The following is a 13,544-nucleotide window of genomic DNA, read 5'->3' as shown; positions in this document are numbered from 1 at the left end:
AAAATGAATATTTCTTTCAAACATATCACTATGCTTTTTCTTTCAATCATAAGCTTTTCTGGATATGGACAATTGTCTAATAAAGAGGTGAAGGCAAAAATTGAAATTGAAGAAATTGAAGGAAATATTAAAATTACAGGCACTGCCGAAAATTTAACTGATATAATTCAAAGCATGACTTATAAATTGTCAGTTATAAAAAAGAATAAAAAAAGCAATAACCAATCTAATAATGCCCAAGAAGGACTGTTTACCCTTGAGCCAAGTGAAACTAAAAAATTATCTACAACCCAAGTAAATCTGGGTAAAGAAGACGAAGTAATTATCTTGCTTTTATTTTATAATGAAGCAAAGGAACTCGTTGGAAAAGATAGAATAGTTATTGGCGAAGACGAAAAAAAAAAGTAGAAACAATAGTCATTCCCATTGACGGCATTGAAATGGCGGGTGTCGTATCAAACGATACTAAGACCAAAGCAGGCAAAGATTTTTACGATTTATATTATTATGAATATCGTGAAAAGGATATAAATGCCAATAAGATTGTTACTGTAAGTGAAGAATTAAGTTTTGCAAGAAACACCAAGATAATAATAACAATAGATAATGTCACAATTTATGAATTTTTAGCCAAGCCAGATGAAGAATATCTGACACTCGTGGCAAAAGATGCAGTAAATGCTACATTCTTATATTTAAAAAATCTTGAAAAACAAAGCAAATATATCACGCAGTACTAATCAACAAATAATCATCATGAAACTTTTACTAACATCAGTAGTGACTTTGCTCGCAATGACAGCAAATGCACAAGATTTAGTGTACAAGCCGAGAAACCCAAACTTTGGCGGAGACACTTTTAATTATGCTTGGCTATTAAGCTCAGCCGAATCTCAAAATACAATAAAAGAAGATGCTCCTGCAAAAACTGAACTTTCAGAACTTGAAAGATTTACTCAAAATTTAAATTCGCAATTGCTCACGCAAGTATCAAGATCTTTATTTACACAACAATTTGGTTCAAACGGAATTTCTGAAGGAAGCTACACCTTTGGTAGCTTAAACGTAGAAGTATATCCTTCAAATGCAGGATTAGTTGTAAGTATATTAGATACAAATACTGGAGAACAAACACAAGTCATAATCCCAAATCAATAACATGCGAATTTATCATTACTCAATTGTAGTATTGGTATTACTTTTATCAAGCTGTGGCGCTTATTACAATCAGCCAACAGGTGTAGAAAAAGCAATACTTGGCGAGAATACACAAGCAACCCCACTTTTAAAACAATTGCCAAAACCAAAAGAACCAGTGGTTGTTGGAATTTATAAATTTAGGGATCAAACAGGACAATACAAAGCTTCAGAAGTTGGAAGTACATTCAGTACAGCAGTAACACAAGGAGCCACATCAATATTAATTAAAGCATTAGAAGACTCAAAATGGTTTGTGCCAATCGAACGTGAAAACATTGGAAATCTTTTACAAGAAAGAAACCTCATAAGGTCAACAAGGCAAGAATACTCAAAAAGTCAAAACCCAAATGATCCGCAACTAACGCCTCTTTTATACGCCGGAGTTTTATTAGAAGGAGGAATCATTTCTTATGATTCTAATATTATAACAGGCGGTTTTGGAGCCAGATATTTTGCTGCAGGTGGCTCAACAAAATACAGACAAGATAGAGTAACCATCTATTTAAGAATGATTTCTACTTCAAATGGAAAAATCTTAAAATCAGTTTATGTCTCAAAAACTATCTTTTCTCAAGCCATCGATCAGAGCTTTTTTAGATATGTAAAATTTAAAAGACTACTAGAAGTTGAGACAGGTTATACAACCAATGAACCTGTTCACTTGGCTGTTACTGAGGCCATAGAAAAAGCAGTAGAATCACTAGTGATGGAAGGAATTAAAGATAATATCTGGAAAGCCGATGCTCCAAAAGAAGAAGTAGATTCTATTATGGCAAAATACGATCATGAAAAAGAAACTGCCGAAGCCAGAGTTTTATATAATAGAGAACAAAAAGAAAGAAGATCTAAATTTTCAATGGAAGTTTCTGGAGGAGCCACCCTCATTGACGGCGACTATGGCGAAGCGTTATTTAGACCATTTGGCAGAGGCGCACTAAAATTCAGAATGTCACCAAGCCTGTTTTTGAGTGCTTCCACAAATGTGATAAACCTGGCGAATAAACAAAAATTAGATGTTGGATATGTAACTTTTGATTTAAATGCCGAAGCCATAATTCTGCCGAAAGATCGACTGAGTCCTTATGTTTTCGGCGGTTTGGGTTTTGGAGCAAACAGGCTTTTTGAAAATGAACATTTAAAATTTCAGTATGGCGCCGGACTTGAGTACTTGGCAACAAGCAATATCGGTATAAAAGCTTACGCAGAGCACAACTTGAACTTTAGCGATAACATAGATTATTTAAAAAGTGGTGTTAGAGATGACTTTTATTTCAAATTTGGATTTGGATTAACCTATTATTTTTCAAAGAAAAAAGAAAAGATTTACGAGAAATTTATTATCGAAGAAAATCCGTTAAATCAAGCACCAAAACAAGAGGTAGCCCCAAAAAAATAATGCAATTATGAAAAATATATACATAAAATTTAGTTTTCTATTTTTGATTTTTCTGTTTTCCTGCAGTGAAGAAAAAGTAGATGGAGTTGATTTTGGTTCTGTCACAGGACGAGTGGTTCGAGAAAATACTTTTGAGCCAGTAGCAAACGCAAAAGTTTTTTCAAACCCAAATTCAAGCACTGTATTTACCGATAATGATGGAAGATTTACAATGCCAAGCGTTGCCACTGGAAATTATTCATTTCAGTCGCAAAAAGATGGATACATCACCAAGTTCGAAGCCGTGGTCGTTAATTCAGGAAGCAACACCGAAGTAGTTTTTGAAATGAAACTTTCTACTTCAAATAACAGACCGCCAGACACACCAGTTTTGGTTTCGCCGGCCGATAACGCAATTAATCAAAATATGCAGGTGATTTTAACATGGACTGCAGAAGATATTGACTTAGATTCGTTAACATATGAAGTGACTTTAAGAAATGATATCAATGATGATATAGTAATTTACTCAGATATCGAAACAAAAACTTTTACGCTCAACAGCTTAGCTTTTGGAACAAAATATTTTTGGCAAGTATCGTCAAATGACGGAATTAATCCACCAGTATTAAGCACTGTGCGCACTTTTACCACAACAAGCTTTCCGTTAACTAGATTTCTTTTTGTAAAAAAATTAAGCGAAAAAAATGTGATTTATGCAGGAGACGCATCCGGAAATCAAGTGCAATTAACAGCTTCTGATGCAAACAGTTGGAGACCAAGAAGAAATACGCAGTCAAATAAAATTGCATTTATCAGATCAAATGGTTCCCAAAATCATATTTATACAATGAATCCAGATGGTTCAGCAGTTTTTAAGGTGACTAATTCAGTGCCAATTGCAGGTTTCAATTCAGAATATTTAAATTTTTCTTGGAATAACTCGGGAAATGAAATCATATATGCCAATTTTGATAAATTATACAAGATAAATGCTAATGGAAGCGGACTAGTTCAAATTTTCCAAACCCCTGACGGTAAATTTATTTCAGAATGCGACTGGAGTTATGACAATTCAAAAATTGCTTTAAAAGTAAATAGCGCCAACGGATATAATGCTGAAATTTATGTTATTGGTATGAACGGAGTAATTCAGGATCAGGTAATTTCAGGTGTACCAGGAGCAATTGGTGGATTGAATTTTTCTGTAACCGGAACTAAATTGATTTTCACTAGAGATATTTCTGGTTTTGAAAATCAAGATTACAGACAGCTTGATTCACGAGTTTTTGAGCATAATTTTTCTACAAATATAACCACTCAAATCAATACGGAAAAGCCAGCTGGAACAGTTGATTTAGATGTACGGTATTCGCCAAGTGAAGCCGAGCTTATATTTGTCAATACATCAAATGATTTTATGAGTGTGCGAAACATTCAAAAATATGTTGTAGGAACAACAACTTCCAGAGTGACATTATTTACAAACGGCACTATGCCTGATTGGGAATAAAATTTCAATTATCAGCGTATAGCAATTGATTCATTGTATTTCCCCCCAAAAAGTGAATCTTAAATGAGGCGGTATTTTTCCGTCTCATTTTTTTTTGTAGTAAATTGTTGAGGTTCGTGTTATGGCAATAAAGTTAAAAGTGATTAAACAAGGAAAAAACGAATTTGTAAAAGATGAAAATAGGAGAGGGGAAATAATGATTCTTGAAAATTAATAATCGTTTTGATAAAAGCTTTTTTTTGTAATATATAAATCGTTATTTCGTTTTATTCTAAAGTGAATTTTATGAAAACCAAGATTTATTATATTTTATTATTTCTTTTTCCAATGTTGGTTCAAGCCCAAGAAGAATTTTCCATCTATTTTGACAGCAATAAATTTGACTTAAAAAAGACAGAAAGTACCAAACTTGATTCTTGGATAAATTCAAATAAAGAAGTAAAAATCGTTGCCATAAACGGATACACTGATGAAGACGGAACTTCTGGATTTAATGATACTTTGGCTCAAAAAAGGGTCAATCAAATTTTTAATTTAGTAAAAAACAAAGTCAAAATCAGGGAAGATTTTAAAACTAGAAGCTTCGGAGAAAGGCATAAACATTCAAAAGTTAAATCAGAAAATAGAAAAGTAACAATCTACTTTTTATTAGAAAAAGATTTAGCTCGCGAAGATGAGATTCTCGGAATAAAAAAAGAAATCCCGGTTGTAAAACCCAGAGAATTGCCCAAATATCCTACCGCAATAACGGTTAAAAATCCTAATGGGACTTCATCTGAATTAAAGTTTGATACCGCTTTTATGGATAAAGTAACTGTGGCAAAGGCTGGTGAAAAATTCAAATTAGAAAATCTGAATTTTCAGTTGAATACTTTTGCAATTATGCCAGAATCACGCTCAAAAATGTACGAACTTCTGGAAATTATGAAACAAAATCCGCAGATGAAAATCGAAGTTCAGGGCCATATTTGCTGTATGCAAAATGACAAGCAAGATCTTTCTGCAAAACGTGCAAAAGCAATCGCCAAATTTCTTGAATTCAATGGGATCGCTGATGAAAGAGTCACTTTTAAAGGTTTTGGAGTAACACAGCCGATGTTCAAAATTCCAGAAACCTCTGAAGTTGAAAGAGCTGGAAACCGCAGAGTAGAAATTGAAATTCGTGAAAATTAGATTCTGAGTTTTAAAGTAGCAAAGTTTAAAAGTAACAAAGTGTCAAAGTTTTCTAAGAAGTCTAAAATCTAAAAATCTAAAAATCCAAGAAGTCTGAAAAAATCTGACTATCTTTACGCCACAACAACACAACCGATTTTTATGAGTTCCGATACTAGCAAACGCTATAATTTGCGAGGTGTTTCTGCCTCAAAAGAAGATGTTCACAACGCAATTAAAAACATCGACAAAGGATTATTTCCAAAAGCTTTCTGTAAAATTGTTCCAGATTATTTGACCAACGACAAAGATTATTGTTTAATCATGCACGCTGATGGTGCAGGAACAAAATCGTCTTTGGCCTATTTATATTGGAAAGAAACAGGCGATTTGTCTGTTTGGAAAGGCATTTCTCAAGATGCTTTGATTATGAATATTGACGATTTATTGTGTGTTGGCGCGACTGACAATATTTTGCTTTCGTCAACTATCGGAAGAAATAAAAATTTGATTCCGGCAGATGTTATTTCAGCAATTATAAACGGAACCGAAGAATTGATTGAAGAGCTAAAATCTTTTGGCGTTACCATCAATTCTACTGGCGGAGAAACGGCTGATGTGGGTGATTTAGTTCGCACAATCATTGTAGATTCAACTGTTACGGCAAGAATTAGAAGAGATAAAGTGGTTGATAACGCTAATATAAAAGCAGGTGACGTGATCGTTGGTTTGGCCTCTTTTGGTCAAGCCTCTTATGAAAAATCATACAACGGAGGAATGGGAAGCAACGGATTAACGTCGGCGCGCCACGATGTTTTTCATAATTATTTGGCACAAAAATACCCAGAAAGTTTTGATGCGTCGGTTCCGGCTGACCTGGTGTATTCTGGAAATGTAAAATTGACAGACGCCGTTGAAAATTCTCCCATTGATGCTGGAAAATTAGTACTTTCGCCAACAAGAACTTACGCTCCAATTATCAAGACCATTTTAGACAAATATTCTCCAAAAGAAATTCACGGAATGGTGCATTGCAGTGGCGGTGCACAGACAAAAGTGCTTCATTTTGTAGATAATGTTCACGTGGTTAAAGACAATCTTTTCCCGATTCCGCCACTTTTTAAATTGATTCAAGAGCAGTCAAAAACAGATTGGAAAGAGATGTACCAAGTTTTCAATTGCGGTCACAGAATGGAAATTTATGTTCCCCAAGAATTAGCGGAAGACATTATTGCTATTTCAAAATCGTTTAACGTAGACGCACAAATTGTAGGTAGAGTGGAAGCTTCAGAAACTAAAAAGTTAACTATAAATAGCGAATTTGGAACTTTTGAATATTAAAAATTCCAAATAAAATATAAAAGAAACTCTCGATACATTCGAGAGTTTTTTTTGATCTGCAATTTCTATAAACACAGGTTGCTTTTAATCAAAAATATTTTTGGATGCTGAATTTGTAAGTGCGATGCATTGAGAGAAAAGAGAGTTTAGTTCCATCTGGTTATGGAAGAAACAGTGTTATTTTGAGTATTTTAAAAGAAGAATGAGAAGAAAGACTTGGTCAAGAATTGGAAAATAAACTTTCTAAATAGTTAGATTGATTTAGTTTCTTCGGAAGTAAAAATTACGCCTATCTTTGCAAAAAATAATAATTGACAATTATGAAAATAAATCCAAAAACAGGAATAGATAAATTAATCTTCGGGATGTTGCAAAAAGACGTGGAAGCGCTTTATGGTAAACCGAGCAAAAGTTTTAAAGACGAAGATGAAAACACGGTTTATCTATATAATGACCAAAAATTGCGCTTGACCTTTTATAAAGATGAAGATTTCAAATTAGGATATATCGTTGGTTCAAGCCAAGATTTAGTTTTATTTGATAAAAAAATAATCGGAAGAAATGTTTCAGATGTTCAAAAAGAACTGAATACGAAAGATTATGCAACTTGGGAAAAAGAAGAATTTGATACGCTAGAAAATTATTTCAACGAATCAAATTGGATGATTTTTCAAACAGAATTTAATGATGTCGTAAAAGTTGAAGTGGGCGCCATCATCAATAATAAAGATGAATTCGACTGGAAATTTAAAAAGTAGTTTACCAAAATAGGATTTCAATGATCCGTAAATAAAAAAGGGATTTTCTTAATTGAAAATCCCTTTTTTATGTTTTTATGCTTTCATTTTAAACTGAAAACCAAGCTTTTTAATTGTTCCATACCCATTACTGCTTCGCCGGAAGTGCGTCCAAAAGCTCTACTTCAAAAATAATGTTTGCATTTGGAGGAATCACTCCGCCAGCGCCTCTTTCCCCATAACCCAAAGCCGATGGGATGAAAAGTGTAGCTTTATCACCAATTGACAATTGATTTAAACCTTCAGAAAATCCAGGTACAAAATTGTAGCTCCCGGCAGTTGCAGGTAAAGGTTGGTAACCATTTTGAGCCGCTCTATTTTCGTCAAATTTTCCAAATAATTTATTTACTTCACCGTTACTGCTGTCAAATAAAGTTCCATCTTCTAAAAATCCAGAATAGTGAACATAGACTTGCGTTCCAGGAGCAGGTTTTACGTTACTTCCTTTTTTAGTAACTACATATTCTAATCCAGACTCCGTTTTTGTAGCAGTTATTCTAGCCTTCGCCAATTCAGCTACTTTTGCAGCTTTTACAGGAGCAATTTTTGCTTCCGCCTCTTTTTTCTTAGCTAGCAAAGCGTCGGCTTCTTTTTTAGCATAAGCATCTTTGTTTTCAAAATAGTCATTGAAAATTTTTGCTGCGTCAAATTTTTTAGCTTCTGAACCTTTTCTAACAATTTTTACTTCCATGATCACATCATTTTGAGTAATTATGTTGACAATATCCATTCCTGAAGTTACTTTTCCAAAAACGGTATATTTGTTATTCAACCACGGTGTTTCTTTATGAGTAATAAAAAATTGCGAACCATTTGTTGTAGGGCCAGAATTGGCCATTGACAAAATTCCGCCTGAATTATGCTTTAAATCCGGGTGAAATTCATCTTTAAATTTATAACCCGGATCACCCGCTCCCGTTCCAAGTGGATCACCACCTTGAATCATAAAATCAGGTATCACTCTATGAAATTTTAATCCGGTATAAAAAGGTTTTCCTTTGTATTTAGGGCTAACTGCATTGTTTGTTCCTTCTGCTAAAGAGATGAAATTGGCAACTGTAATTGGCGTTTTTTGATATTCTAATTGAATTGTAATTCTACCTTTATTAGTTTCCATTACAGCAAAAATTCCTTCTGGATCAGTTGCTTTTTGAGCTGTTGTCGCTTTTTTAGCAGTAGTTTTGCTTTTTCCTTTTTGGGCATAACTTCCAACTGAAATCGCAAGAAGCAATACACATATAAATTTTAGTTTCATTGTGAAATATTTATTATTAATATTAATTTGCTGGAGCGTTTTCTAACAGTTCAAGTTCAAAAATAATATTGGCATTTGGAGGAATAACGCCGCCAGCACCTCGTTCTCCATATCCTAAATAAGCAGGAATGAAAATTACCGCTTTATCTCCAAAAGAAAGCTGCTCGATTCCTTCAATAAATCCAGGTATCATTCCTTCTTTTGCACCCGCCATAAAAGGAATTGGTTGGTAACCTCTTTGGGCAGCACGATTTGGATCTACCGTTCCATAAGCAGTTGCAATGCTTTCAATATTAGAATCAAATAAATCTCCGTTTTCAAAATAACCGGCATAGTTTAAGAAAACTTGTGTTCCTGCAACTGGTTTTTTGCCGTTTCCTTTTTTAATTATTTTGAATTGCAAACCTGATTGCGTTTTAGTGGAAGTTGCTTTTTCTGTTGTGAAAAAAGCTTCTTTTTCTTTAATGATTTCAGCATATTGGGCTCTCATTTTTAATTTTTCTTCTTCAATTTTCTTTTGATTTGCAATTTCATCGGCAAAATTATCTTTGAAGATTTTTGGAGCATCAAACTTTTTAGCGTCTTCACCTTTTCGGATAATTGTAATTTTGTTGATTACATCATCTTGTTGGATGGCATTCACCACTTCCATTCCGTTTTCTAAAACATGACCAAATACAGTATGAATTCCTGTTAACCAAGGTGTAGCGGTATGTGTAATAAAAAATTGGCTACCATTTGTACCTTTTCCACCATTTGCCATTGCCAAAATCCCTCCTTTGTCAAGTGCTAGATCGGCAACTATTTCATCTTTAAATTTATAACCAGGACCGCCCATTCCGTTTCCTTCAGGATCCCCACCTTGAATCATGAAATCTGCTTCAACTCTATGAAATTTTAAACCATCATAAAAAGGTTTTCCTTTATATTTTTCATCCACCATCGTGTTTTTACCTTCTGCCAAAGACACAAAGTTAGCTACGGTTACTGGTGTTTTTTTGTATTCTAGTTCTACTAAAATTGTTCCTTTTGAAGTTTCAATTTCGGCATACATTCCGTCCTTAAGATTGTTTGTTTTGCTATCGCAAGACATAAAAAAAGCAGTAAGACCTAAAAAAAGGCTAGTTAATTTTTTCATTTTAAATTTAAATTATTGTTTTGATTCTTCTGTTGGTTCTGTGGGTTTTGTTGGAGTTGGTATTGTTTTTAAGGAAGTTTTAGCGTTAGTTCTTGCTTCCGCTTCAGATTTGATATCTCTTAAAAAAATTGATGTCATCAAAGGTTGGTTGTGACCAATTCTTCTGTTGTCACCGTGATAGCCATACCCCATGTGTGATGGAAAAAGAAAAGTGATTTTTTCGCCTTTTTTCATCAATTTAATTCCGTCGCGCATTCCCATCATAATGTTTTGCTTGTCGACTAAATATACTTGAGGTTTAAGTTCAAATTCGGTATAAATCATATTTCCGTCTAAATCTTTTACTTCATAGTTATAGTAAGCAACGTCTCCTTTTTTAGGAAAAAGAGTATCTTTTGAAGTGCTTTTTACGTCATATTTGTACCAATATCCTTTTGGCGAAGCAATATATTGCGAACCACTATCGCTTTTTATGATCGCATCAATTTTTGATTCTTCACCAGCAATTAATTTTTTATTTCGTGCCACAGACTCTTTCATAAAAGTTCCAGACGAATAGGAGACAGGTTTTCTTGCCTGCTGATTATTACAACTCGAAAGCAAAAGCGCAGTAGCAAAAACACACGCTAACAATTGGGTAACTTTCATAGCTTTACACATTAAAATTTTGTTGTGATAAAATAGATTCGAAATCTTTAATCGTTTCGTCTAATGATTTGTTCGATTTTCCTCCAGCTGCATTGATGTGGCCACCGCCGTTAAAATACTGGCGGGCAAACTGATTCACGTCAAAATTACCTTGCGAACGGAACGATATTTTCACGATTCCTTCCTCTTTGTTTTCAATGAATATAGCGGCAAAAATAATGCCTTTTATGGTAAGTCCATAATTTACAATTCCTTCGGTATCTCCTTTTACATATTTAAATTCGTCTAATTCTTGTTGCGTCAAGCGAATGTAAGACGTTTTAAATTCTGGAAAAACCTTCATGTTTTGCAAAGCCCTGCCTAATAATTGCAAACGGTGGTACGAATTATTATCAAAGAGAGAATTGTGGATGTCGCCATTTCGTGCTCCTAGATCTAGCAAAGCAGCTGCAACTCGGTGCGTTTCGCTGGTGGTTGTTGGGAATCGGAAAGAGCCCGAATCCGTAACAATTCCAGTGTAAAGACAGCTGGCAATGGTTTCGTCAAGCAGTTCTTTTTTTTCTAAGTAAGTGATGAAATTGTAAACCATCTCACAAGTGGAACCAAATTTTGTGTTGGAATACGTAAAAGCTGCATAATCGTCCGGTTTTTGGTGATGGTCGATCATGATAAAAGGCGCTGTCAACTTATTCAACACGTTTTCCATCTCGCCAGTTCGGTGCAAAGCATTAAAATCTAAAGTAAAAATCACTTCGGCGCCTTGAAGAACTTTGGCTACATTTTCTTTGTCTTTTTCAAAAATCAAGACCTTTTCAGAACCCGGAAGCCAAGCCAGAAATTCTGGAAATTCATTGGGAGCAATAACAATTGCTTCGTGATTTAATTTTTTTAAAAAATGATATAATCCTAATGTGGAACCCATTGCGTCACCATCTGGGCTTCTGTGCGGAATGATGGCAATCTTTTTTGGTGTTGCCAATAACTCCCATATTCCTTTTATTTCTTCTTCTTTCATAGATTGCGAAATTACATTTTTTTAGGCTTAAACTTAAATTATTTGGCAAGAAATAGACCCAGCCAAACGGCTAATAGCCCAAATATCAGGCTTGCGCCAATGTATGCGAATGCCAAAAGCGAATTGTTGCTTTGAAAAAGGCTGATATTTTCATACCCAAATGTGGAGAAAGTCGTGTAGCCTCCGCAAAATCCGGTTACAAAAAGCAGTTTCATATCAGAGTTGACCACATTGTTTTTCTCGAAATAACCAAAAAGCAGGCCGATTAAAAAACAACCTAAGATATTGGCAGTAAAAGTCGCTAATGGAAATTTTGCAGGTACGTATCTCGCAATATAAAAGGATGTCAAATACCTAAAGATGCTTCCGATTCCTCCGCCAAGACCAACAAATAATAATGATTTGAGCATTTCTTCTAGTTTAAAAAACAAACTTACTGAAAATCGATTTATTCTTGCAGATTTTATGAAAAATGCTTCTGTTAAAAGAGTTGCGAATTTTTATGTAAAATTTCTAATATCCCATTTTCAATTCTAAATAATATGACTATTTTTGCGCATGCAACACAACGTACTAATCTTAGATTTCGGATCGCAATACACACAACTGATTGCGAGAAGGGTTCGCGAATTAAATATCTTCTGCGAAATTTTCCCTTACAATCATTTTCCGAGTGATTTATCAAGTTATAAAGCCGTAATTTTATCTGGAAGTCCTTTTTCAGTAAGAGCTGAAGATGCGCCACATCCTGATTTGTCTCAAATTAGAGGCAAAATGCCGATGCTTGCCGTGTGTTATGGAGCCCAATATTTGGCACATTTTGCCGGTGGCGAAGTCGCTCCGTCAAACATCCGCGAGTATGGGCGTGCGAATCTTTCATTCATTAAAGGAGAAGAAGCATTTTTTGATGGCGTGAATTTAAACAGCCAAGTGTGGATGAGCCACAGCGATACGATCAAATCATTGCCAACAAACGGCGTGCGTTTGGCAAGTACCAAAGATGTGGAAAACGCAGCGTATCGAATTGATGGTGAAACTACATATGCTATCCAATTTCATCCAGAAGTATATCACTCTACTGACGGAAAACAGATTTTAGAGAATTTCTTGGTGAAAATTGCTGAAGTTCCCCAAAATTTTACTCCGAATGCTTTCGTGGAAGAAATTGTAGCAGAAATGCAAGAAAAAATAGGGAACGACAAAGTGGTTCTTGGGCTTTCTGGCGGTGTTGATTCAACGGTTGCGGCCGTTTTATTGCACAAAGCCATTGGTAAAAACCTGTACTGTATTTTTGTAAACAACGGATTGCTTCGCAAGAATGAATTTGACAGCGTTTTGGAACAATATAAAGGAATGGGCTTAAATGTAAAAGGCGTTGATGCTTCGGCACGTTTTTTGGATGAGCTTGCAGGAATTAGTGATCCAGAAACAAAAAGAAAAACAATCGGTCGCGTTTTTATCGAAGTTTTTGATTCAGAATCACATCTTTTAGAAGGCGTGAAATTCTTGGCACAAGGCACAATTTATCCAGACGTTATCGAATCCGTTTCTGTAAAAGGACCTTCGGCCACCATCAAATCACATCACAATGTGGGTGGATTGCCTGATTTTATGAAACTGAAAATTGTGGAACCTTTGCGTATGCTTTTCAAAGACGAAGTAAGAAGAGTCGGGGCAACTTTGGGAATTTCGCCAGCATTATTAGGAAGACACCCGTTCCCAGGACCAGGATTGTCAATCAGAATTTTGGGTGATATTACGCCTGAGAAAGTGAGAATTCTTCAAGAAGTAGATTATATTTTTATTGAAGGTTTGAAAACGCACGGTTTATATGACAAAGTTTGGCAAGCAGGAGCAATCTTGCTTCCGGTAAACAGCGTTGGTGTGATGGGTGACGAGAGAACGTATGAAAAAGTCGTTGCCTTGAGAGCCGTGGAATCAACAGACGGAATGACCGCGGATTGGGTTCACCTTCCGTATGAATTTTTAATGCTGATTTCAAACGAAATTATCAATAAAGTGAAAGGTGTAAATAGAGTTGTATACGACATCAGCTCAAAACCGCCTGCAACTATTGAGTGGGAATAAATTTAAATTGAATAGATTATAA

At 34.9% G+C, this 13,544-nt stretch carries 14 protein-coding genes; 9 read left to right on the top strand and 5 right to left on the bottom strand.

Annotated features, from left to right (window positions below; all coding sequences use genetic code 11):
* Nucleotides 1-3 precede the first annotated feature (3 nt).
* The 8 genes from csgH to EG849_RS05345 all read left to right on the top strand — a co-directional run bounded on the left by csgH (nucleotide 4) and on the right by EG849_RS05345 (nucleotide 7,339).
* The gene (csgH, locus tag EG849_RS05380; RefSeq protein WP_125012064.1) at nucleotides 4-408 is read left to right on the top strand and encodes a curli-like amyloid fiber formation chaperone CsgH; all 405 of its coding nucleotides are present in this window, start codon (nucleotides 4-6) and stop codon (nucleotides 406-408) included.
* A 32-nt stretch (nucleotides 409-440) separates the two neighbouring features.
* Nucleotides 441-740, top strand: coding sequence for a CsgE family curli-type amyloid fiber assembly protein (locus tag EG849_RS05375; protein WP_125012063.1), 300 nt, complete (start codon nucleotides 441-443; stop codon nucleotides 738-740).
* Between the two features lie 16 nt (nucleotides 741-756).
* A complete protein-coding gene (locus EG849_RS05370) occupies nucleotides 757-1,158 on the top strand; it encodes a curli production assembly/transport component CsgF (RefSeq protein WP_125012062.1) in 402 nt (133 codons plus the stop codon).
* Nucleotide 1,159: 1 nt separating this feature from the next.
* Entirely contained in the window at nucleotides 1,160-2,596 is a 1,437-nt protein-coding gene (locus tag EG849_RS05365; RefSeq protein ID WP_125012061.1) for a CsgG/HfaB family protein, read from the top strand.
* A gap of 7 nt (nucleotides 2,597-2,603) precedes the next feature.
* Entirely contained in the window at nucleotides 2,604-4,088 is a 1,485-nt protein-coding gene (locus EG849_RS05360) for a carboxypeptidase regulatory-like domain-containing protein (RefSeq protein ID WP_125012060.1), read from the top strand.
* Between the two features lie 285 nt (nucleotides 4,089-4,373).
* The gene (locus tag EG849_RS05355) at nucleotides 4,374-5,261 is read left to right on the top strand and encodes an OmpA family protein (RefSeq protein ID WP_125012059.1); all 888 of its coding nucleotides are present in this window, start codon (nucleotides 4,374-4,376) and stop codon (nucleotides 5,259-5,261) included.
* Between the two features lie 141 nt (nucleotides 5,262-5,402).
* Nucleotides 5,403-6,581, top strand: a complete 1,179-nt coding sequence (locus EG849_RS05350; protein ID WP_125012058.1) for an AIR synthase related protein — start codon at nucleotides 5,403-5,405, stop codon at nucleotides 6,579-6,581.
* 320 nt (nucleotides 6,582-6,901) lie between these two features.
* Nucleotides 6,902-7,339 (top strand): hypothetical protein, encoded by a 438-nt coding sequence (locus EG849_RS05345; protein ID WP_125012057.1) that lies wholly within the window; start codon nucleotides 6,902-6,904, stop codon nucleotides 7,337-7,339.
* A gap of 127 nt (nucleotides 7,340-7,466) precedes the next feature.
* Here the strand turns inward: EG849_RS05345 and EG849_RS05340 are convergent, their stop codons facing one another.
* The 5 genes from EG849_RS05340 to crcB are packed head-to-tail and all read right to left on the bottom strand — an operon-like array spanning nucleotide 7,467 to nucleotide 11,844.
* Nucleotides 7,467-8,633, bottom strand: a complete 1,167-nt coding sequence (locus EG849_RS05340; RefSeq protein ID WP_125012056.1) for a peptidylprolyl isomerase — start codon at nucleotides 8,631-8,633, stop codon at nucleotides 7,467-7,469.
* Nucleotides 8,634-8,655: 22 nt separating this feature from the next.
* Complete coding sequence (locus EG849_RS05335) at nucleotides 8,656-9,771, bottom strand: peptidylprolyl isomerase (RefSeq protein WP_125012055.1); 1,116 nt, start codon at nucleotides 9,769-9,771, stop codon at nucleotides 8,656-8,658.
* Nucleotides 9,772-9,783: 12 nt separating this feature from the next.
* Entirely contained in the window at nucleotides 9,784-10,419 is a 636-nt protein-coding gene (gldI, locus tag EG849_RS05330; protein WP_125012054.1) for a gliding motility-associated peptidyl-prolyl isomerase GldI, read from the bottom strand.
* Between the two features lie 4 nt (nucleotides 10,420-10,423).
* Entirely contained in the window at nucleotides 10,424-11,434 is a 1,011-nt protein-coding gene (locus tag EG849_RS05325; RefSeq protein ID WP_125012053.1) for a DHH family phosphoesterase, read from the bottom strand.
* Between the two features lie 38 nt (nucleotides 11,435-11,472).
* Nucleotides 11,473-11,844 carry a fluoride efflux transporter CrcB gene (crcB, locus tag EG849_RS05320; RefSeq protein ID WP_125012052.1) on the bottom strand — a complete coding sequence of 124 codons (372 nt, stop codon included), beginning with the start codon at nucleotides 11,842-11,844 and terminating at the stop codon, nucleotides 11,473-11,475.
* Between the two features lie 148 nt (nucleotides 11,845-11,992).
* Between crcB and guaA the strand changes: the two genes are divergently transcribed.
* A complete protein-coding gene (gene guaA / locus EG849_RS05315) occupies nucleotides 11,993-13,522 on the top strand; it encodes a glutamine-hydrolyzing GMP synthase (protein WP_125012051.1) in 1,530 nt (509 codons plus the stop codon).
* Nucleotides 13,523-13,544 lie beyond the last annotated feature (22 nt).

This window comes from Flavobacterium macacae, from assembly GCF_003865365.1.
Lineage (GTDB): Bacteria > Bacteroidota > Bacteroidia > Flavobacteriales > Flavobacteriaceae > Flavobacterium > Flavobacterium macacae.
The sequence above is the reverse complement of the archived record's forward strand: the minus strand, read 5'-3'. Positions and strand labels throughout refer to the sequence as shown.